Source organism: Achromobacter sp. 46006, assembly GCF_059761975.1.
The window spans coordinates 16926-38811 of record NZ_JCBANN010000035.1; the positions used below are offsets into that span (position 1 = coordinate 16926).

Annotated in this window: 18 protein-coding genes and 2 pseudogenes; 5 read left to right on the forward strand and 15 right to left on the reverse strand. The window is 56.5% G+C overall.

The window, feature by feature from the left end; genetic code table 11:
• Nucleotides 1-394: 394 nt before the first annotated feature.
• The 10 genes from AC6LKG_RS17015 to AC6LKG_RS17060 form a co-directional block, all read right to left on the reverse strand.
• The gene (locus tag AC6LKG_RS17015; protein ID WP_498166182.1) at nucleotides 395-1603 is read right to left on the reverse strand and encodes a radical SAM protein; all 1209 of its coding nucleotides are present in this window, start codon (nucleotides 1601-1603) and stop codon (nucleotides 395-397) included.
• Nucleotides 1600-2532 carry a glycosyltransferase family 2 protein gene (locus AC6LKG_RS17020; RefSeq protein WP_498166130.1) on the reverse strand — a complete coding sequence of 311 codons (933 nt, stop codon included), beginning with the start codon at nucleotides 2530-2532 and terminating at the stop codon, nucleotides 1600-1602. Before AC6LKG_RS17020 ends, AC6LKG_RS17015 begins: the two co-directional genes overlap by 4 nt.
• Nucleotides 2525-4090 (reverse strand): carbamoyltransferase C-terminal domain-containing protein, encoded by a 1566-nt coding sequence (locus AC6LKG_RS17025; protein WP_498166131.1) that lies wholly within the window; start codon nucleotides 4088-4090, stop codon nucleotides 2525-2527. Before AC6LKG_RS17025 ends, AC6LKG_RS17020 begins: the two co-directional genes overlap by 8 nt.
• Nucleotides 4087-4752, reverse strand: coding sequence for a hypothetical protein (locus tag AC6LKG_RS17030; protein WP_498166132.1), 666 nt, complete (start codon nucleotides 4750-4752; stop codon nucleotides 4087-4089). Before AC6LKG_RS17030 ends, AC6LKG_RS17025 begins: the two co-directional genes overlap by 4 nt.
• Nucleotides 4739-5866 (reverse strand): ATP-grasp domain-containing protein, encoded by a 1128-nt coding sequence (locus AC6LKG_RS17035; protein WP_498166133.1) that lies wholly within the window; start codon nucleotides 5864-5866, stop codon nucleotides 4739-4741. The genes AC6LKG_RS17030 and AC6LKG_RS17035 overlap by 14 nt, the downstream gene beginning before the upstream one ends.
• Nucleotides 5859-6800: a GDP-mannose 4,6-dehydratase gene (locus AC6LKG_RS17040; RefSeq protein ID WP_498166135.1), complete on the reverse strand. Its 942-nt coding sequence runs from the start codon at nucleotides 6798-6800 to the stop codon at nucleotides 5859-5861. The genes AC6LKG_RS17035 and AC6LKG_RS17040 overlap by 8 nt, the downstream gene beginning before the upstream one ends.
• Nucleotides 6801-6933: 133 nt before the next feature.
• Complete coding sequence (locus AC6LKG_RS17045) at nucleotides 6934-7323, reverse strand: hypothetical protein (protein WP_498166137.1); 390 nt, start codon at nucleotides 7321-7323, stop codon at nucleotides 6934-6936.
• 245 nt (nucleotides 7324-7568) lie between these two features.
• Nucleotides 7569-8810 carry an NYN domain-containing protein gene (locus AC6LKG_RS17050; RefSeq protein WP_498166138.1) on the reverse strand — a complete coding sequence of 414 codons (1242 nt, stop codon included), beginning with the start codon at nucleotides 8808-8810 and terminating at the stop codon, nucleotides 7569-7571.
• A 199-nt stretch (nucleotides 8811-9009) separates the two neighbouring features.
• Entirely contained in the window at nucleotides 9010-9846 is an 837-nt protein-coding gene (locus AC6LKG_RS17055; protein ID WP_498166140.1) for a YaaW family protein, read from the reverse strand.
• 10 nt (nucleotides 9847-9856) lie between these two features.
• The gene (locus AC6LKG_RS17060; RefSeq protein ID WP_498166142.1) at nucleotides 9857-10495 is read right to left on the reverse strand and encodes a helix-turn-helix domain-containing protein; all 639 of its coding nucleotides are present in this window, start codon (nucleotides 10493-10495) and stop codon (nucleotides 9857-9859) included.
• Nucleotides 10496-10753: 258 nt separating this feature from the next.
• Between AC6LKG_RS17060 and AC6LKG_RS17065 the strand changes: the two are divergent.
• Nucleotides 10754-10899 (forward strand): annotated as a pseudogene (locus AC6LKG_RS17065) (IS5/IS1182 family transposase); the annotation flags it as partial.
• Between the two features lie 206 nt (nucleotides 10900-11105).
• A pseudogene (locus AC6LKG_RS17070) lies at nucleotides 11106-11477 on the forward strand (transposase domain-containing protein); the annotation flags it as partial.
• A 100-nt stretch (nucleotides 11478-11577) separates the two neighbouring features.
• Here AC6LKG_RS17070 and AC6LKG_RS17075 read toward each other — a convergent pair.
• The 4 genes from AC6LKG_RS17075 to AC6LKG_RS17090 form a co-directional block, all read right to left on the reverse strand.
• Complete coding sequence (locus AC6LKG_RS17075; protein WP_498166144.1) at nucleotides 11578-12654, reverse strand: protein kinase domain-containing protein; 1077 nt, start codon at nucleotides 12652-12654, stop codon at nucleotides 11578-11580.
• 431 nt (nucleotides 12655-13085) lie between these two features.
• On the reverse strand, nucleotides 13086-15002 hold the full coding sequence (locus AC6LKG_RS17080) for a DUF262 domain-containing protein (RefSeq protein WP_498166146.1): 1917 nt from the start codon (nucleotides 15000-15002) through the stop codon (nucleotides 13086-13088).
• Between the two features lie 289 nt (nucleotides 15003-15291).
• Nucleotides 15292-15723, reverse strand: coding sequence for an NIF family HAD-type phosphatase (locus tag AC6LKG_RS17085; protein WP_498166148.1), 432 nt, complete (start codon nucleotides 15721-15723; stop codon nucleotides 15292-15294).
• 96 nt (nucleotides 15724-15819) lie between these two features.
• Nucleotides 15820-16017: an AbrB/MazE/SpoVT family DNA-binding domain-containing protein gene (locus tag AC6LKG_RS17090; protein ID WP_498166150.1), complete on the reverse strand. Its 198-nt coding sequence runs from the start codon at nucleotides 16015-16017 to the stop codon at nucleotides 15820-15822.
• A 913-nt stretch (nucleotides 16018-16930) separates the two neighbouring features.
• On the opposite strand from AC6LKG_RS17090, the gene AC6LKG_RS17095 reads away from it, so the two are divergent.
• Nucleotides 16931-17353, forward strand: a complete 423-nt coding sequence (locus tag AC6LKG_RS17095; protein WP_498166152.1) for a hypothetical protein — start codon at nucleotides 16931-16933, stop codon at nucleotides 17351-17353.
• A gap of 93 nt (nucleotides 17354-17446) precedes the next feature.
• Here the strand turns inward: AC6LKG_RS17095 and AC6LKG_RS17100 are convergent, their stop codons facing one another.
• On the reverse strand, nucleotides 17447-19327 hold the full coding sequence (locus AC6LKG_RS17100) for a site-specific integrase (RefSeq protein WP_498166154.1): 1881 nt from the start codon (nucleotides 19325-19327) through the stop codon (nucleotides 17447-17449).
• 418 nt (nucleotides 19328-19745) lie between these two features.
• On the opposite strand from AC6LKG_RS17100, the gene AC6LKG_RS17105 reads away from it, so the two are divergent.
• Nucleotides 19746-20843, forward strand: a complete 1098-nt coding sequence (locus AC6LKG_RS17105; RefSeq protein ID WP_498166156.1) for a nucleoid-associated protein — start codon at nucleotides 19746-19748, stop codon at nucleotides 20841-20843.
• Nucleotides 20840-21832 (forward strand): GTP pyrophosphokinase, encoded by a 993-nt coding sequence (locus AC6LKG_RS17110; protein ID WP_498166158.1) that lies wholly within the window; start codon nucleotides 20840-20842, stop codon nucleotides 21830-21832. Before AC6LKG_RS17105 ends, AC6LKG_RS17110 begins: the two co-directional genes overlap by 4 nt.
• The last annotated feature ends 54 nt before the right edge of the window (nucleotides 21833-21886 follow it).

Sequence of the window (21886 nt, forward strand, 5' to 3'; positions counted from 1 at the left end):
TATCACGTGCCTCCATGGGAGGGTTAGTCGTGTTGGTGTTTAGGAAAATTCGAACAATCTTTGGAAAATTCGAACAATCTTTGGAAAATCAATTCGAGCTGAGCGAAAAGATCAGTCTCTGAACGGCTGCTCTTGGCCGAATCTGTTGAAAAACTCTTTCAGATTGCGCTGTGCTACATCCTTGAGTGTGCTTCACCCCTTGTCCTGGCAGAGATCGTTGATCTGGTGCTGATCTGAAGGGGGGGAAATCTCGGTGCGATGGCGTGCGGAGATCGAGTTTTTCAACAGATTCGGCCAAGAGCGGGCGTTAGGGGTAGTTCAACCTCTCCATGACCTCGGTAACGGGGGGCTAACGCCCACCCATGATGGTGGCATCGTGTCTGGGCCTCAATCGTCAGTTGAAGCGTCCATCTTGCATTTCATTGGACAGACTCGTCCTTAGCGCTTTGGAGCAATAAAATGCATCGAAGCCGTACCGGCGATTTATGTTGGACAGTTCGCTGAAGAAGTGAACGACTGTTTCCTTTGTCGGAGGGATACAGTCGAGCCGGCTTCCTTCGTCCACGTGCAAGACATTGGCGCTAGATACGACGCCGTGTTTGGCGAGGTCCTCGCAAAGCGCTAGCAATCTGTCAGTGGGTTCGAGGCCAAGGACGAAATTAGTCCATGATTTTCCGCGTCCGAAAATTGTCGCCGCATGCTTTAAACGGTCTATGAAGAAGTCGCGCCCCAACGCGCTCTTGCCAGGGCAGTATTTGGTAAACCACGGATCGTTTCCCACTTCCAGATTAAACACAACGATACTCACCCCGGAGTCCTTCAATTTCTCCAGTCGGCCCATATCGTGTGGCGGCGTAATGACCGCGACGATACCTTCGCTGGATTTAGGCGAAACCTGATCCTTGATATGCGCGGCGATGTCACAGTAGATGTCCGCTTGATAATCCAGCTGATCATTGGGTAGGTTTCCCGAGATAAGGATCACGTGCATATGCTCGGAATAGCACTCCGCTCGCAGGGCGTGGTCGATGGACTCGGATAGCGCGCTCAAGTAGTCCTGACGAACCGAGTCCCACGCCGATGAATTACGTCTCATATGGGCCGCGTGCAATGCATCGCTCGGGTTCTTCACCGCAACATTGTTCACACCGCAGAAATGGCAAACGCTCGATATCAAGCAGCCCTTCCAGGGGATGATATTCAACTCATCGTAGCCGCAAGCGGAGATGTATTTCTGCGCGAAGTCACCGTTGCTTAGCTGTTTCCGGTAATACTCAGGCTGCTTCACGAAACTCACGTCGACCTCACGCGAAATGACCACGTTGCCTAGGCGACAATGGACTTCTCCGTTTCCAGATACGTCCACAGTGACTGGTTCACGATGCCCGTGTGCGGATACGCAGGAAACCACAGTCACGTACTCATCCTCACCGGCAAGGAATAATTCCTGCGGGCGTCCGGCGGTATATCCTTTTGGAGCGTTGTAGACAAGGTTCTGTCCTTTCGCATTGACGCTAGCGGCGAAGTCCAGCGCGGCCGGCGTGAACACAACGCCTCGTGTAAGGATCTCGGCCTTCAAATCGGTTTCCGGTTTTAGTATCACTTTTTCGCTTTGATGAAATGAATGAGCCAACCCATATGGAAGACTGGGAAGATCAGCTGATAAGCTGCTGCCGCGGCGATCGAGCGGGGGCGTCGCATCGCAATTACGCCTGCCATCAGTCCCAGCCAGGCGAAGCCGAGAATGGGATGCTGTGCTCCTAGCGCAGCAAGAAAAATGCAGTGGAGCATAGGTAGCAGGTGATAGACGCTAGCGTGGACCCAAAGCAGGCGTCTGTCATACGCGGTCAGTTGTGGGCAGGACAGCGTCTGGCGGAATCCCATGGCCCACCGGGCTCGTTGCCGCCATAGCGCGGAAAAGGAGTAAGACGGCAACTCGAACGCCACGATTTCATGGCTGTAGCGATAGCGCAGTTTGTTCCGCGCAGCGTACACGCCGATCGAGAGATCATCTAAATAGGTATCCGTACGGGATAGCCTGTTCTTGAACGCGGCGGTTCTCAGCAGGAAGCACTGTCCGGGGATCGTCACACCCAAATTCAGCCGCCACAGCAGCGGCCTGAGCAGATTGTGAGAGATCAGTTTGTCCACTTGGACCAGATGCGACGTGAAGTTGTTGACCTGCCGAGAGCTGACTCTGCCCCAGGCAAGATCATAGCTACCGGCTAAGGTCTCTCCAACAAGCCGTATCAATCCCGGAATGTTGGCCTTGATGTCGTTGTCCAGGCTGAGGAGGTACTCATAGTCGCTTTCGTGCAGGGCATGCAGCAGCTTTCGGTATTTCGTGCCGTCAGTATGATGTGTGCGAATGGCGAAATCTGCGGTTAAGGAAGGTAGCGTTGCGCCGGTCTCGTGATAGATCTCCATTATTAGGTCGGGATGGTCTCTGCGCAGGGCGTTCCCGATTTCGACTAGGTCCCGTGTCAAGTGTTCATTGGCGCGCATATAGGTCACGATGCCCAATCTAGCCATGAATCTTCTCCAGGGACCCGCCTACGTAGACGTAGTCCAAGCCAATGGCGGCTGCGCACCGGGCAGCCTGGGAGGGAGTTTCCACAATGGGCTCGTCCGCACCGTTAAAGGAAGTGTTGATTAGGGCAATGCGGCCGGTCACGCGTTCGTATTCATCGAGGACTCCGTGCAGCAGGCCGCCATCGTCTTCCACGACCTGAAGCCGGACGCTATGGTCCACATGCGCCAAGGCCGGGTATGCGGCGCGTGCGCCGTCGATGATCTTGGCGGCCGAAAGCATATTGGGGCCCGCCAGGACATCCCGCGTCAGCTCGTGCAAGTTGCGTCGCAGCACGATGCCGCCGAAAGGGCGGAATGGCTCGCGCCGCTTGATCTGCATGTTTAGCCGAATCTTGAATGCCAGATCGTTGGCCGGCGACAGGATGGACCGGTAACCCAACGCGCGGGGTCCGAATTCGGAGCCACCGTGGTGGACACCGACTATTTTTCCTTCGGCAAGCAAGTGAGCGATTCGCGCCGGGGCATCGGTAGTCTCCCTCGCAACGGGATAAGGGGCGCCGAGCGACACCCCGCAGTTGATCGGCGTATCAATCCCGAACCGTGTCCGAAGCGCCCAGACCGCGGCGCCCACGGCCAAGCCTTCGTCTCCACAGGCGGGAAATATGTCGATGCTGCGCATCCAGGAGCAGTTGGCAAGCAGGCCGTTGCTCTTGCAGTTCAAAGCAACACCACCGCCCAGTAGAAAATCGCCGCATGCGTACTTCGCGGATAGATACTCGCTGCGGACGTGCAGATAGTCCTCCAGCCCCCGTTGCACGGAGCTCGCCAGATCGGCCGCAAGCGGCGTCTGCCAGGGAATGGAGTCGGGGCAGCGCTCCAGAAACGCCAACCATTCAGGATTTACCGAAAACGTACGATGAGCGTCGTAGTTATAGGGATTGGGAATTACAGCACCCTGTTCGCTGAAGGCGGCTAGAGCCATGACCTTTCCGGCGGCATGCGTGGACCCAAATATTTTCTTGCTAACCGCAGCGTAAGCGTAGCCCAGGCTGTCGATATGTGAACCCCATCGGTACCGATTTTTGAAATAGGGCCTATAGCGTTTTTCGAGTTCGTGCAGCTCGCCCCTTTCATGGAGATACACCGACTCGACTTCGTAGAGACCGGCGTCTTGCCCTGTCTCGCCATTGTCTTCCGGCCTGCATCCCCTACCGTCAGTGATCAGGACGATGGAGGGACGTCCTCGTGTCATGACGCTGGCTGCATAGCCGTGAAGCAGATGATGCTGGAACGTGGTTTCGCTGCGCGCGAACCGACTGTCCGCATGCAGAAGCTGCGTGGGGGCATCATGCCAGGCACTATGCACAGCGAGATCAATGTCCGACGCAGAGAGACCAAAAGATTCCAGGAGATAGTCGACGCATATCGACGGATCTCCGCCGTCGTGCTTGCTGCGCGTCAATCGCTCCTTGGATATCGCCCCGACTAGGGCGTCATCTATAAGCAGGCAGGCTGACGCGTCGTGGCCACTGTGCGTGCCGATTATCCTAATACTCATGCCGGCAGGTCTTCTAGGTGAACCAGGCCGAGATTAATCATCTGCCGGACATTTTCAATGGCATCTGGGCAATGGAATGCCTGGATGATCGCATTCATCGGCAGTTGCAACTGGGCGGCGCCGATGACGATCTTCGGAGAGAGCCGGTTGCGGTTTTCATTTTTATATTTGGTCAGGTTGTTCGTGTCTTCCGGCGTCATCGGGTCCAGCAGGAGGAACGTGGACGGCTTGCCGTAGTCGCCCCGATGCGCGCAGCCCGCAGCGTAGGATGCGTGCCATTGATAGCCGCCATATAGGTCGGACACCAGCTTCCGTGTAAGTGGCCGGCTTTCCATCGAAGTGACGCGCCAGCGCTTCTCCAATTCGTGCCGCAGTGCAGTGATGCACTCCACATGCGCCGGATGGACGAAGATGAAGGTCTTGTTTAGGTTGTGCGTGGATCTAAATGCTTTGAAGCTCTCCAATCCGAATTTATGCATGACGACTTGCGGAACAACTCTCCAGAGGATGTGCGAAACATCTTTATCTATCGCGATCAGGCTTTCCAAGCTGTTGATGGCATCTAGACTGTCAGCGAGGCACTCAATGGGCAACTGCTGTTCGCGGATACTGAAGTAGTCGTGCAGCAGCAGGGCAAGTTGTCGTGATTCAATGACAGACATCGGCTACCACCATGCGATCGAGTTGTTCGGCCCGCGCCATTGCATCTTGCAGGTCCTGGGCGGAGAAGCAGACCTCGGCGATTCTGGCATTGGCGCTACCCGTGTTCGGCGGCACGAGGTCGCCGGCCCGCTTGCGCAGCGTCGGGCGATAGCCTTCGGGTACGCTGCACTGCACCCCGGTGATGTGTCCGCCGCCCGTCAGCACGATATTCTTTTGCACCGTATAAGGCGGGAAAAAGGCTGGTGCGTTGAACAGCGCGGCAGCTGCATAGCAGCGGATCCCAGCGTACTGCTTGATCGCATCCATGCCACCTCCGAGCCGGCATGAGAAGTCGATAGGTATCATCCTCCCGTGTGCGACGATAAAGTCGAAGTGCCCAAAGCTGGTAGCCTGGTCGCCAAAGAGAGCATGGCACCAGCGGCGAATTTCCTCTGTCGACGCTGACGCCATGGGCATGGCGATATAGCTGTCACAAACTGGTCTTCCGTTTTTCCAGACGACGATCTTCCGGAACAGCCTAAGTACTTCAGTGTGACCGTTTCGCACGAGTACGTCCGCGCTGAATTCGTCGCCTTGAAGATAGTCTTCGACGACCACGCGGGCGGTGGCGCCGCCAAGCATTGTGCGCATGCTGGCTGTTTCTTGCGCCAAAACCGCGACGGCGATTCTCTCCGGATCGAACTCGCCGAGTTCGATGTGTCGGACGATGCCATAGCCGGAATAGGCCGCGTCCAGGCGCGCCAGATAGTGCGTCGGGTAAGGGGGAGCCTGTGCGTCCAGGTAACGCCTGGATTGATGGTGCAGGCCCCATTGCGCTAGGCGCTCGGACAGATAATGCTTGGAGCGGCTGGCGCACAGCGCGCTCGTCGGAATGTTTGATACACGGCGAAGTCCGGCCTGTGATACCCAGAACTCGTTTAGAGGCAACACCAGGTCAGGGAGGTCAGGCAGAGATTCGGCACGCGTCACAAGATGCCGGTGGGGCGCCGGGATATGGTCGTACATGGCGCCGTTCTCGAGTAGGCAAACCGACGCGCCGACACGGTCGGCAGCATCTAGCAAATACGGGATGTCCTCGATGCAGGAGGCGCCTGCGAGTACGTATTCAGGCAATCGACACCTCAGCGAGCGTTTTGAAGTATTCCGCGGTTTTTCTAAGTCCGACTGCCAGCGGCGTACGGGCTTGCCAGCCCAGGAGCTGTCGGCATTTCGTTAAATCGGGTAATCGTTCCTGAGGGTCGTCCGGACGCCCAGGTGCATGGGTGATGTGGAGGGGCTCTCCCAAGACTGCACCGACCTGTAGCGCAAGGTCGGAGATCGAGATCTCTTGGTCCGAGCCCAGGTTCACAGGCGTGGTGCAGTCGCTCGCCATTAGTGCGACGAGGGCATCCACCATGTCGTCGCGATAGCAGAAGGAACGCGTCTGCGATCCATCACCATCTATGCGTACCGGCTCGCCGGCCAATCCTTGAACGATGAAGTTGCTGACGACGCGCCCGTCGTCGACCTGCATCCCAGGACCATAGGTATTGAATATCCGCGCTACGCGTACGTCAACAGCGTGATGGGCCCAGTACGCGTAGGCCAGCGCCTCAGCGCAGCGCTTGCCCTCGTCGTAGCAGGCGCGCGGCCCCATTGTGTTGACATTACCGCGATAATCCTCGCGCTGGGGCTTTTGCTCAGGATCGCCATAGACTTCGCTGGTCGATGCCAAGAGGAACCTAGCTTGGGACCGCTGGGCCAGCGCGAGCAAATTGCGCGTCCCTAGTACGTTGGTTTCGATAGTCCCAACTGGATCATGCTGGTAATGCACTGGCGATGCTGGACAGGCCAGATTGTAGATCTGGTGGACAGGTTCGATGTTCAGTGGCTGGACGATATCCTGCTGGATGAAGACGAAGTTCTCTTGCGCGAGGAGGCCCGCGAGATTTTCAAGTCTTCCGGTTTGAAGGGAATCTACACAGATGACGGTGTGGCCGGACGTCACCAGAAACTGGCATAAGGCGGCACCAATAAATCCCGCACCTCCGGCAACGACTACCCGCATGCGTTCAGTTCTCACTTTGTATATTCATTTGGAAATGATCGCCGCGCTCGTTCATGCTCGCGGTCGACCGGCTTGTGGAGAGGAGTAGGGAGGTGGCGACAAGGATTGCGCCGCATTCTTACCTGATGGCATGTTAGTAGGGCGGATCGGCAAGCTGTGGGTTTTCGGTGAGATCGGTTTCGTTTTGCTTTTCTAACTCAGCCAGCGAGCCAAATTCGTTCTTCGAGGTACGTATGGGAGCCATGCAGATGAGCAGTGTGTCGATATTCGCCCGAAATACGTCGTAGCCCGGGCGACGCAGCGCCTTTTCATAGTCATCAATCACCACAGCTCTGATTTTTACTCGTCCGGTTTCTTTCCTGATTTCTTCGCGGGTAAGGGTCACACTCGGATGAATCTTGTCCTCGACCTCAGCCTGAAAGTATGCGGTCCCTATCTCCTTGTTCACATTGATGAGGTGCCGCTTCCATAATGCATCTAACACCTTCTTTTGTAGCGCTTCATCCCGCTTACCGAAGTCCATCACCCCCTCCTCCGTATCAGAGATGCCATTATGCAATCGCATTCAATGCCGGCAAGAGGGAAATAAGGCGATGTTTTTACTGCTTTTTATTTTCAAGGGGTGCCATTCAATGCCGCGTCGAGATGCCCGACGTCCAAAAATGCGGAACGGCCACCTAGGCTATCGAGGTGTTTTTCTAACAGGGCATCTTCGTTTCTTACAAATGAGTGCACATTGATCGACGTCTGTTTTCCGAGCGGCCTGCTTCAGGCTGCTGCCGCATCCAGTTTCGTCTCGAAAGGCGCGGCGATGCGTAGGTCATAGATTCGCACCATCGGGCCAACAATTTCGTGTCGTAGCACGCGCTCTTCCTTAATTGCAGACTTTTCAGGAAAATCTGCATACCGGTCATTGCTGATAACAAAGGTGTAATGGTCATTGCCGGCGACATCCAGGATGAGCTCATCGGCTTTGCACTTGTTCGCAACAACATGCACCTGGGAGGCATCTGGAAAAGCTGCTGCAATTTCCTTGTCGCGCAACTTCAGTTTGCGACGAATACTGGCGTCAAAAATCAGCGTAACCGTATAGGCTTCTGCGAGAATCGGAATGATGGCTTTAAGCGCGGCCAGACCGACGAATCTATTTCCTCCTTCGTAGCAAAGGTTGCTGCCGTCGATAACGAGGTTTCGAACATCTCTGCTGGCGATTCTTACAAGCTCGGCAATCCGAGCTCGAAGCTTCTCGATGTTGGAATCAACTCGACGCAGGCCCTTGCGGGTCTCCTGCATGACGGTGCTGGGACTTTCGTCTCCCAACGAACTGCCGCACTTCAAGTGTATCTGTCGTTTGTCGTAGCTGTTCGAAGCCTTGCTGAGCTCGTTATCGAAGGTCTCTGCGAGCTCGAATCGAGTCTGGAGCCGAGCGCGCTCTGTTTCCTCGTCGTATAAGCGTTGCTGTGGCTCCGCTAAGGTCTCGTCCAATTTTTCGCTGCGATGACGCAAAGCGGCCAACTGGGGGGAAATCCCATCCATGATCGCTTGAAGCGCGACGATCGCCGACTGCGCAAGCAAAGGGTCGAAGATCCGTGCCTTTTCAATCTCATCACGGATCGCACGACAGCTCTCGCCGGCTTTCGAGATGGCCGCTTCCATACGCGCTGCCGATTCTTTCCCGGCCGCCAGCTTCTGTTGCATCGCAGCGAGTTGCCTCTTTGCGATGGCACGTTCCGAGGAGAACCAGTGGCGCGGGTCGATTCCCATGCCGGCCTCTTCCTCCAGGCGTTGCACCGACAACTCCAGGTCGACAAGGCCTTGACTCATGATGCTTAGCCGCGACTGGCTTTCTGCATTCATTCGTTGGGCGAGCAAAAGCTCGCCAGCGGCTTGGTCGAGGTCCAGGCTCTCGAACCAAGTGAGCTCCGTTTTCCAGCGGCGAAACTCTCTTCTGGTCTTCTCGTAGTTGCGCTCCAGCGTTTCGATTTCTTTGGTAAAGGGATTGGAATTCATTTTGTTTTTGCGAGATTGGAATGGTTGCTGGTGTCCTGGACCTATGCGTCAGATTGGGACGTCCGGGCGCTAGTCGACGGCGTGCTGGTCGTCGAAACCGCGACGGGCTAGAAGAGCTCCAATTGCCATGGCAATCGCGTAGGACGCCACAATGCGCAGCGGCGTGGAGATGATGACCAACATGATGTGCATTCCTCTTTCAGTTTGGTTGCGAGGCCGCTGGGAGCAGCTGACGAAGGGGGCTGCCACATTCGCCGCAGAACTTTTTGCCGATTTCAACGGTTGCCGCGCAGGTCGGGCATCTGCGATAGGAGGCCTTCTGACGCATGTAGGCAATTTGAACAACGCAAGGCACCGTCACCCGGTACGCCGGGCTGCCAAGATCGAACAAGGTCCAAATCGCGGTGATGGCCCATCCGATTGGCCCGGAGAACACACTAATTCCTCGCATTAGTCCGCCTGCGGCCCCAAAGGCCAAGCCTCGTCCCAGAATGGCCTTGGCAATGGCGTTGGCCACAACCGCTGCGAGCTTATATGCACCAAAGCCGGAAGCGTTGATCGCAACCTGTAGCGCCGCCATTACTGTTGGTCCGGTGCCAGGGATGTAGGTGCTGCCGAATTCGGCGAACAGCCGCGCTTTTTCCTGCTCGCTCATCTTGTCCAGCGACTGCTCCAGTATCGCTTCCAGGATGGCGACTTCGATCTGTGTGCAGTCACTTTTGGCCGAATACCGGGCCTTAACGTGACTAGCCACGTCGCAGAGCACTTCCTTGTAGGGAACTCCAGCGCCGCCTCGCATTAGATTGAAAAGCGAGTTTCCGCCAAAGCGTTGCAGTTCTTCGGCTATCAAGGCTCGACAAGCAGCGTCCACGAATCCAGCCGATTTCGCGTCGACCAGCTTCTTGCACGCTGTCGAGGAAAGCGAGACCCTTCCTTCGCCCTTGTCGGTGAGGTGATCGATCAGTACGGCGAGATCGTCATTGTCGGCGCCGTCAAGTACCTGTGCGAGATCGGGATCTGAGATCAAGGAAGTCATAGCAGATGTATTAATTGTCTTGGAATTGGGTTGAGCCGCTGGGATTGAACGGCGTCATTTCGTTGGCCAGAGCTGCCGCCAGCGCGGTCAAGTCGGCAAACTTGCGCTGGTCGCCTCGCGCGGCGGGCTGGGCTAGCGCGGCTATCACGAGACTGGTTCTGCGCCGCCATTCATTACGGGCGTCGAGGCGCTGAATTTCTTGGGCATCATAGGCCGCGCCGAAAGGGGGGTACTCAGGGTGGACCTTGCAGCGCTTCAGAACGGCTTCCGCAAACGCTGGGCCGCCCAGAGAGTCGCTTACTAATCCGCGCGCAGCGGCTTGATAGTCCGTCAGGGCTCCAATCGCCTTTATCAGATCACGCCAATCGTCGGGTGTCATCAAAAGGAATGCCATGGGCACTCCCAACGCTTCGGCCAGTTTTTGGAGAGTGGACAGATCGGGGTTGCGCTGGCTCGAATCGGTTATATCGAGGAGCGGTTTGAGCGTGGTCCGCGACATCCCCGTGCGCCGCATGACGTCGATCTGACGAAGCTTGTTTGGCTTGCCGTCATGAGCGAGTCCGGCAACGCGGAGCGCTGCCGTGACGCTGAGAGCGAGTTGTTTTTTCGGTGTGTGTTTCAGACCATCGGGTGGCTGCGATGCGATCATTTTGTTGGGTTACGTAATGTGACGGGCACAGATTATCGGTATTTGCCAAGGGCAGAGAAGATAAAACGATCGAAAAGAGTCGCTTTTTTTAAAAAACAGATCGTCTTCGATATGTTTATGGTGGTCCACACACACGAGAGATTCGCATTGGACGGGGCGGTTGCTGAAATTTAGGATGCTCGGTGAAACCGAGGGCGCGGTGATAGCTGGCGGACTCGATCAGTGATGAGCAAGCGATGCGCGACGCATCTCGTCGCATTCGTCGACGAGCTCAATCTGGCGTCGCTGGGATTTGAGAAGGCAGCGCTAGCAATTACAGGCGGCCCGTCGTATCACCCGGCCGTGCTGCTGAAGATCTACTCTACGGCTACCGAAATCGGGTCCAGTTCAGTCGTCGACTTGAGTGAGAGTGCCAATGCAACGCCGAACTGATGTGGCTCGACGGCCGTTTGTTGCCGTATGCCGATATCTCAAGCCATTCAGCCAAGCCCTGGTTGCAGTTGATGGAAGCAAGTTCAAGGCAGTCAACACGCGCGACAAGAACTTCACAGCCGCCAAGATAGACAAACGTCAGCAGCAGATTGAGGAGAGCATCCACCGCTATCTGGCGGCGCTCGACACTACGGACCGAACGCAACCTGTCGAGGTCGAGGCCCGGACCCCCAATCGGCTCAACGACAAGATCGATCGCCTGCGCTGGGAGGCGCTGACACGCTACCTTGACGACGGCGATGCGCCGATCGACAACAATTGGGTGGAGAACCAGATCCGCGCCTGGGCGATCGGGCGTTCGAACTGGCTGTTCGCGGGCTCGCTGCGCGGGGGCCAGCGCGCGGCCGCCATCATGAGCCTGATCCAGTCGGCACGGTTCAATGGGCACGACCCGTATGCCTATATGAAGGACGTGCTCACGCGGCTGCCGACGCAGAAAAACAGCCAGATCGCTGAGCTGCTGCCGCATCGGTGGCAACCTGCTGCATAAGCAGAACCGTCAAGGGTGTGTTCGGCAGGCGCTTACCATCCACCAAACTTTGGTAGCGACATGCTTCGGCCGGCCGCTAGCAAACAGCAGGAGACAAGGCTCACTCCGCGTTTCGCGGATAGTGAACATTGATCGCGCGCTCTAGACCTTCGACACGGTCCTTGAAGTGCTGCCACTCCTCTGCTGCGCTCTGGCTCTCGGCCACGCCGAGAAAAAGATTGACTTGTTTCGCTGCGGTGACGGATCGCTGGTGCATCAGGCCGAGCAGCGCTGCCTGGACTTCGTGCAAGGACGGACGATCAGCGGTGGACGGTGCGAGGCAAGCCGCCACTAGGTCCGCTATATCGTGATCAGGAAGCGGTTGCGCGATCGGGCAACCATTCTCAACCCATTTGCGCCAGTGCTTGTTCTGCTGCCAGCGATTGAAGCCAGGATTGATTTTATGATGCCAGTCGCTGCTGGGCTCGCCTATCGGGTGGATGCCGCGCGACATGATCTCGTGGAGCATGATTCCAAGTACGAACACGCTGGTCCATTCGCCAAGCTCAGTCTTCTGCCATTGCTCGGGTGCCATATAGGGTCGGGAACCTGTGAATTCACCGACGGCGGCAGCGAGATTGACGCTACCAAAGTCCGCGACTAAGGGGCGCAACCACAAATCGGTCGTCGGCAGCGAAAAGCTCGATCGGAGATCTCGAACGAAGACATTTTGCGGCTTCAGGTCTTGATGGACCAAGCCACGGGCGTGGCAGTGCGCCAGACCTGCCGTGAGCTGAGTTATCAGCGACAAGCGACCAAGATCGCCCCAGTGAGAATCTTCGATGAAGTGGGATAGATCGCCCTCCCAGCACCGGAAAAAGGCAATTGGCACTCCGAGGATGAGCATGACGTCAAACGGCCAATGTACATTTGGATGATAGTGAGCCGCTGCTTGCAGCTTGATCTCACGCAAGAAGCGATCCGCGCGTAATGCTGGTGTGAGTTCTTGGCGCCATCGTGGGAATTTGGCGCAGATCAGGCGGGGAAAAACGCCATCGCCTTTATCGAGAAAGACGATTTCACCTGAGAAACCGGCGCTTGTGCTGACCACTTTGTGCGCCTTTCCCCAAAAGGCGAGAAGCTCACCGCGGAGGTGAGCTGGAAGCTCGTAGAAAGCATCAGGTGATAGCTCGGTCATTTTTTCAGAAATTGGACGAAAGCTCTATAGGGCTTTGACTGCATTGCCACTAGCAGCTTGGAAGTCAATCAACATTGCAACTTTGCCAATCCGCGCGGGATTGCTAATGATTTCCTCGCACGACATCGCGTTGCGCCTCTTGGGTCATGGACCTGACCTTCGTAAACGTTTTGCGGATACCCGAAATTGGCCGTGAACCGTCGTTCGCGACTGTCCTCTGCTTCTCACCTACATTTCTGAGCTCTGCGCGGGTGATCCCCTGCTATTGCGGGGGGATTACCCACTCACGTAGCCACCATGCATGCGCCCGCCTCGCTCACGGGCCATTGCACTGTCGCTTGCGCGGGACCGCGCAACAGGTGGATCTCGATGTGACGGCCTGACGCAGACACCGCGAAGCTAGGCTCTGGTGCGCTTGCGTGCCGGCGACATCAAGCCGTCTTTACCTCGTCGTCGTCATCGAAGTCTTCGGCCAGGTCAGCACGATACCTCGCATCAAGAGGACCCACACCCAGTTCAACAATGGCGCGCTGCCCCCACAACTCTTCAGCCGCCTTTCGGATCTGAGCAACGCGCTTCCTGCAATTGTTCGCGCCCCAGTGCGGACGATCCATCAGGTTGCCCCGATAGTCGGAAGACGAAAGCAACTCATTGAACGATACCTTTCGCTGGCTGCGCAGCCAGTCCAATTTGCTTCGTTCGCCCACAAACGGGGCATTCTTCATTTTCCGGTTGTCCCGGACCGGCAGGACAGTTAGATTGCCCAGATGGTTAAGCCATGGCGCCATGTTCTTGTGTAGCTGCCTGCCATCCTTGGTGTCGAGGTCATCGGGATTTTGCGGATAAATGTGCTCTATATCCCAGGAAGTAAACCGCTCCTCGGCATCGAACCAGACACTGTCCTGGAAGGGCGAAATGTCCTCACGTGTGCAATGAGCCCACTCCTTCGAATACGGGAGGTACCTCCCGTAGTGCCAGAACATGTAATGCACTATGTGCCTGTATTGGCCATAAAAATGCGAGCTGTCGAGCGCTGCGCCTGGAAAGACTTCGGCGGCACTCTGTTCTGGTGAAAGCTCATCGCCTAGATCAGCTGCCTCTTGCAGATCCCAGTAAGGGGTCGCATGCCAAAACAGCTGATGGATCAGCTCCTTTGGAGTCGATATCAAGTGGTCCCGAGCGTCCGCTAAGGTGCCTTGGAACAGTTGCTTTCCCGCCCGCCATTTGTATGACCGACCATAGTTGCTATTCTTGCGCGCGAGGGCACCCCGGAATGAGCTGATCTCGCAGAACCGTACAAGAGGAGCTGCCTTGTCACCCCAACGCAGGATCGCGGCTACGATTACGGGCTGGAATTGTGCATCTCGTGCCAGCCTACCGAAATCAAGCAAAGCTTGCTTCAAGTCTTTGGCGTAGTCATGTGGCATCTTCTCGTACGGCCGTTCCACAGCTACCCAGATTTCCGCCACTTTAACGAGCGTGTCCAGATACCTCTCAATCCACGAAACCAGGTTCTCACCTGCGTCCGTCAACGCCTTAAGGGCTGCATCGAACTGAATCAGAACCCTGTCCGAACTTTTGAATTGATGTTCGGTAAACAGGATCCAGTGGACTTTGAGCAGCTTATCGGAATCCAGAGCCTGCGCTTCGCTCATCACATCCAGATGCTCGTAGAGTGTGTTGTACCGTCCTGTGATGAGCGCCTCGAGGGATTCGCGAACTTGGGGATTCTTCTCGGTTCCCGCCCATTCAATAAGCTTGTTTTTGATCAGGTCGAACTGGCACACGTCCTTGCCGCGCAGATTGATACGTTCGAACAAGCCCGTCGCGCCTGCCAGAGACGGGGACATATATACGATAATCTGCGCATTAAGCAGCGCTTCATCGGTAAAAGCTGCGCCAGAGGTCGCGAGCGCGTCAAACGCCTCGGAAAGGCGACGCTGGGACAGAGTTTTCTGAGCCTCCGGACGTCCATCCACAAGCGCGCGCGTGAAGTCAAAATCCGCTTGCCGGGGCGCGACCCATAGTGAAGAAAGGCCGGTAGCGGCTGGACGCAAAACACTGCGTTTGTCACCTCTCGCGGCAATTGCCAGCATTACTGACGTGAGGCGCTGTTGTCCGTCGATGATGCCGTATCCACCGCGGCCGTCCTTACACACCACCACCAAACCCAGGAATAGCGGCATGCCTTTTGTATCTGCTTCCAAGAGGTCATTGGCCAGATCTTCCACTTGCGAGAGTTCCCAGTCGTAGGGCCTCTGGAACGGCGGAATGGAGAAGTTGTAGGCCAGCATCTCCCGTACAGTCAACATTCTAGATTGTCCAACTTCAAGCTCAACAGGCTGCATGCTTCCGTTTCTCGGCTAGCTAACGTCCCTGCGACAGCAGAGCACATATCGAATAAGAAATAAACAGACACTTATTTAAGCATGAATATACATTTCCTCGCTGGCACAGCGTACGCAGCAACACTGGAGTCTCCCGTCTGCTTGAGGTTATCTCGGAGGTGGCTGCCGCGGATTTGTTGCTTCGCGGTATTTGTGAGCGACGAACCACCCTTGGACGGCTGAGCCCGGCAGGTTTTGAATCACGTAATTGAGATCCTATCCGGCCGCCCAAACAGTCCATACGGAAGGCTCAACCCAGTCGCTGATGCAGTTCCAGTAATGCACGTGCGAGCCCCTGGTCGGACAGCTCATAAGGATGTTCGAAACAGTCGATCCTTACCCATTGAGCACGCTGCCCGGGATGGACATATCCTTCGAAGTCATCGACAAGAAGGCACTGCTGAACCGTCGCGCCACGGATCCTGGTCAGGTCCTTGGTGGTCCCTGTCCATCGCACGTATTCAATTTGTGCAAACCAGCCGGGTGCCTGGCCTTCATCAATGAGCAGTTCTGCGATTGGACGAAACCTCGCTTCGCTCACTGTCGTGTACATCACGATCCTCGGGAAGATCGCACGGCACTGAATCAGGAACTCGTTGAGCCCAGGTCGAGGAATTTGGCTGACGGCGTTAGAAATTAACGTGCCTTCTAAGTCGAGAGCAAGGATATCGGGGCGAGGCATAGGTGAAACCTGTGTCAAAAAGGGAAGGATGGGGATACTGATGACATGCCCCAGCGCTTGAAGCCGAGGCGGGCCGCGCCGGGACGACTGTGGAGATCATTCTTGGCCGTCATCCCTGCCGCCATCGGGCACCGCGCCTTCCCCTGTGGCAAGACGAGCTTCCAACGTGCCATCTGCACGTAGTTCGAATTGGAGTCTATCGCCAGGCCTGAGGGACAGCTTCTCGCGGATGGCGCCGGGGATCGTCACCCTGCCTTTGGTGCTCAGCTTCGCTGAGATCTGCTCATCGGTCATGCCTTAGGTGCATTCTCACGTCGTCGAAGCTCCAGCAGTTCCGAGCGCATTGAGTTTGCTGATCTCAGGAGGTTAATGACTGAGTTCCAGTATTCCGCGCCTAAGTCCCCGTCCTCGTGAGCGAGTCGCCAGAGCGTTCGAACCGCCTCGTTCAGGTCGATAGGTTGGTCAGAGTTATCGCCTCCTGCGCTTGCCAAGGATATGCGGCTTGAGTTTGAGGCCTTGATCATCTCCTTGCTTCCTGGCCAGCCTTGGGCGGATTCGGCATGAGAGTTGGATGACACACTTTCGTTTGCTACACGTGTCGGAAGAAGCGGAACAAACTTGTGCGGATGTAGAGGAAGCAGGCGTTGTAGTTCTGACGCCGAAAGTCCATAGATGGGCCGCCACAGTCGGTAGATCACTTCATCATGGTCTTGGGCGACATATTGGAAGACGGGGCAGCTTGCCTCTAGCGCGTCGTCGTCGCTGTCGTCATCCGGCTCAAGCAAGCCCAAGGCCTTCGTGCATTCGATGAGCAGGCCCCGCATTAGCGATCGACTTTCTCGTGGCAGATCTGCTCGTCGAAGAAGTTCCTCAGCCTCCACGCGATGGTGGTCGCTCTCGCCTAACTCGATTCCGATGGCCATCATTGTGTGAAGGAGCCGTTTTGCCGGATCACCTAGGTCAGAGGTGTCAAGAGCGTTGGGGTGAAAGTAGATCATCTGGGGGCGGGGAAAATATGTTCCAGCCTACTCGTCTCTACTTGGCATGGAGCCTTTATTGCTGGGGGCAATGGGATTGCGCTGGCGGCAATATCTCATCGTGCGCCACATCTAGCTATACGCCTGTGGGCATGTGCCCGTTCTATTAGGCAAGAATTATGGAGAAAGGAAATAAGGGCCTTCGGCTCCGGCACGCTTTGCGAGTTGCCATGCGTGAACGTTCGCATACGGTTTCGCTGCTGGCCGCTCACGTCGGGGTCAGTCAGAGCTACCTGTCTCAGTTGTTGAACGGCGATAAGGCGATGGATGCAGTGAGCGATCAACATTTGCGGCGGTTCGCGGCGTATCTCGGTATGCCGGCTATCGCTGGCTTTATGCTTGCCGGACGGCTTGAGCTGGCTGATTTCATCGAGGGGACGCCTACGCTGGAGCAGCAGTTGGAGTCCGGGCTTGCGGTCGTTTGCGGCAGTCCTTCGGCGGCCGAGGCAGGAATTGAGTTGGCCGACCTGGATCAGTTGCCTGTTCCGGTGAAGTCACTCATCGTTTTGCTTCATCAGCGTGCTCAGGTCGAAGATATTCTCAGGCCGTCGACCGCTTGGTGGTTGGCGCGGCACATCTTGATCCATGACTGATTGGTGACGAGCTCGGCCCCCACTTTCGGTAAAGGTGGGGGCCTTTGCACGGCCATAGGTAAAGGCCGTGGTCTAAGCCGCCGCTATCTGCCGTCACATCCGACTGAAGGCGCTGTCGAGCAGCTCCGCCATTCGCGTAGACCCTTCGCCGCTGCGCAAGAATGCATAGTGCTTCTCGACGGTGCCAACGCGATCGTTAAGTACAAGTGCGGCTGTCTTGAAATCGCCGCCGTCGGCTTTCAAGATGGATGTCGCGGCGAGATGACGAAACGCATGGGCGCCGAAGCCGTGGCAGCTAGGCAGATAGTTGGCGGTCAGTGTCTTGACCGTTGCGCCCATGTCGACCCAAGGTGTGTGCTTGGCGCCAGGCTTTTTCGATTTTCGCGTCAGAAACACCAGGTCAGTCGGTGCCACCATCAGGATAGGGCGGAGAGTAAACAGATACTTCTCGATGTCGATCCAGGCTGACGCGTGCACAGGGCTGTCGTAAGGCACATCCTGAGCCGCGCCGTACCAGTTCTTGAACTTGTGCTTCGGGATTCTGATCCACCAGGACTTGTCGCTCTTCTGGTAAAGCTCTCCCGTGTTGTCTGCTCGCCAAGTGAGATGAGCGAGGTTGCGGCGACGCAGCGGGTTGGACGCAAGGATCTTGATCAGCACCAAATCGCGAGCCCAGATGGCCTCCTTGCTAGGTGCCGCACCGACAGGCCGAGCCGCACGCATTCGTTGGATCATGTCTGCTACCGAATCCATGGGGTTCTTCTGATCGATGAGGTGGCGGAGCGGCTCGAACGAGTCGCGCGAGACCTCGATTTCGTTGTAGTACGACGAGGCAAGTTGTTCGAGCAGATCGAACTGACGATCACACATGGCCTCCCACTTCTCCTTTCGATAGCGCTTAGGCAGCGTGGCCTGCCATTCCGGACGCTGCCGCAGAAAGCCGAAGCGCGGACGGACCAAAGCCGTCAGGAAGGCTAGCGCCTGGATAGCCCCTTGATTACGCCGACCAGAGCGTGTTTTGCGCCAGTCCAGATAGGCCTCGATGTAGTCAGGCACAGCAAGCCACGCCATGGACTGCGTCTCCGAGGGATTCAGGCCCGCGCCACCGGCTTCCGGGCTCATCTTGAGCCACCCCAGGTACATCCCGGTGTTTCCCCATCCGTAGCGGGCTGATGCCACCTCGCGTCCATCCAGGAACGCCCACCAGTTCGCATCCGTCATTGCCGTCAGCGGGCACGGCGAGAACCGCCACCTTCCCCGCTTCGTGCGCTGAAGCCCGGCAGGCAATGCTGCCGCCGTCTTGTAGCGCATGAATTCGGTCCATTGGCGACGCAGGAGAGATCCAGGCGCCGGCTTCTCACCGTAGATCTGGCGCGCCAGGTCGCCCAGGATCGTGCGGTAGGCGATCGGGGCTGGTGCCTTTCCTACGTGCGCCTGGCGTTGGCCGATCAGCCGCATGCCTGACAGCTGCACCAAACTGTGCCTCTCAAGGCCAAAGAACGCTTCCAGCCTCAGAAGGTGATTCACGTTGTTCCCGCGAGGAATCTTGCCCTTGATCCAGCCGTACATCATGTCCCGGGGGATGCCGACTCGCTTGGCAACAGTGGCTGCGGCTCGGTTTTCCAGCAGTGTGGCCAGCGTCGACTGAAAGGGCGTGGCCTTGCCTTCGCGCGCCGCTTGGATGGTGTCATGGGCGATCACCGTGTCCTTCCAGTGGCGGAATGCCGACTTGGTGTTAGACACGGTTCGGGCAGACTGCCCCAGCTCTTGCAAGCCCAGCAGGAATCGTTCGAGAGCGGCGCTGTGACCGGCTCGCATCTCGTCGCCGACCACGTCGTCAACGTGGATGCCGTTCGCTTTGAGAAAGCCGCGCAACGCCGTTGCGCGATTCGAGGCGGTCTGTTCATTGAGGCCCTCGCCGATCACCTGGCGTTGCTGATCGTCGAGGAGGGTTTGGTAAGTAAGTTGAGCCACGGCTCGTCTCCGAGCCCGCGCCTCCGTTGGTTTGGCCGCCTGCGAGTCAAGTAAAGGCGACGGGACGAAATACCGGACGGCGCTGTAACCATATGATATTTTTGAGTTTTTCCTGGTCACTGTTTCCCACCCTTGAAGTTCGTGGGCGGTCATAGCGCAGGTTGTTTCCGGTCCGAGGAGGCGCGGGCATCAATGCCTCGCCGTGTGTATAGCTCCAACCGGTGGGAATAATGACCTTCGTGTGAGGCAAAGGACTTAATCGCCCCAGTTTTCTAGGCACTTCGGAGCCTCCAAACCTGAGATTCAATAGGTGGCATCAAGGAGCACTAGTACAATGCATGTATCAAAAAATTGCGGTTGTGTCTTATTGTCGTTTTAGATCGAGTGCCCCTGAGAAACTAGAAAAAAGAAACGAGCCATGTCCTTTGAGAATCTGTCGATCGGTCGAATCATCATCCATGAGGTCTTTGTTCGCGGAGAAGACAGAGCGCCCGCAGAACCCAGTTACGGGACCCAACTGCTAACTTTGCCGCAGGAGGCTAGGGATGCTCTTCAAGATCGCATCACAAATACGCTGGGGAGGTCCTCTCACGGCGTCGAGATGACAATCAGCGATGCCGGGCCAGAGAGTGCTTGGCAGTCTGCCAAGGCAATTGTTGAGTCCCTGGGGAACGACGAGCAGTTTGTGAATTTGTCGCAGGCAATCACCAGCAAGCTGGCCGCCGCACAAACCAGCCGGACAATTCCAGGAGGGATTGTCGTGGTTATCGATGGCACGTGTGGCAATCCGTCGCGGCCGTTCATGTGTGTCATCAAGGCTGAGCCGCATGGGGGGTTTACAAAGCGGCAGGTGAACAACACGCTGACGCTGGAGTACCTCAAAGAGCTGATCCTCACGCCCCAGGCGAAGCTCTACAAGATCGGTGCGTTTGTGCGGCAGGATCCCGATGCTGCTACCGAGCAACAGCCTACCAACGGCTGGCGTGCGTTCCTCTTCGATGACCAAATTACGCAAAGTAATAAACTGTCGGCGGCACTCTATTTCCGCGAGACGTTCCTCGGGCTGGATTTCCCGTCAAACAGCGCATTCCAGACCAAGCAGTTCCATTCCTTGACCAAAGATTTCATTCGTAACGCAGACATCGATGCGGAACGCAAGATAGACCTTTTGAACGCACTGACCACCTATCTGAAAACGGACCAGACGGCTACGATTCAGGTAGAGGCGTTTTCCATGGCCTATCTAGGAGATGCTCCGTTGCAAGATGCCTATACGGCATACATGCAGCAGAAGAATTTTCCGGACACGGCGATCCACAAGGATCTGTCCGAGGTTCAAAGTCAGTTGAGGCTGCGCAAACTGACCTTTGGCCATGACATCAAGCTGACGGCGCCAGCAGATCAATTCGAGAACCTCGTGCGACTCGAATCCATTGATGGCGATCCGGATGAGCACGGCAACATTCCTAAGTGGACCAAGATCACGGTCCGGACGCATATTCGAGACCAAGAGTGAGCGAGAAAGATATCCTGGAGCGATGGGAGAAGGACAAGCCCCTGTACAGGGCTTGGGCCTCGCTTATCGGTCAGGAAATCGAACAGCGGCTAGTACCCGCAATTGCTCCGACACCGTTGGGCTATTTCCTGAAGGTGCCGATGGAGCCGCGCCTGAAAGGCGACACGAGCTTGATCGACAAAGCTCTATATCGAGGGAAGGCCTACAAGGATCCGTATGGCGACATTACTGACAAGGTCGGTATGCGCTACGTCGTCCTGCTGACGACGCACATCAACCAGTTCTGTTCGATTATTGAGAGTCCGGAATGTGGCGCATTCTGGGATTGGTCCAAAGACAAGGACTACGAAGCCGAGCGGCTGGCGAAACCGTTGGAGTTCGCATACCAGTCCGTGCATTACGTACTGCGCTCCAAGGCCGGCCTGTCGTTTGAAGATGTGACCATCCCGGAAGGGATCGCATGTGAAGTGCAGATACGCACACTCCTGCAACATGCTCACAGCGAGTTGACGCACGATACGCTGTACAAGCCGAAGACTACTGCGCAGCCGTCGGTAAAGCGCACGGTGGCGAAGAGCATGGCTCTAATCGAGGCTACGGATGAGTTTTTTGAGCAGGCCATGCGTGATTTGGCTGCCGCAGATGAGCCGCAACGCAGTCTGTTGGACTACTTGGCCACGGCCTACAGGGATGGCACAGGTTTGGAGCCGGGCCAAGAGCGCTCCAACCAGCTCGTGATTGACGCATTCAATGATCTCTTGCCAACAGACGTCATAGACCAGTTGGACGCCTTTTTGCGAGACAAGAGCTATGTTTTCGACAAGATCAAAGAGCAGAACGGCCAGCGGCACTTCTTTAATCAGCCGGCTGTTTTGCTAGCGTATTTCCTGTCGGAACGGATGGCGGCGCAGACACGCGAGAATTGGCCGATCGGTACTGATGACCTAGCGAAGGTGTTCAGTGACCTGGGCAAGAAGTACGACGGCTGACCAGGTGGTAGCTAGCTTCTGGCCAATCCCGGTGAAATTTCGCCAGGAAATGAC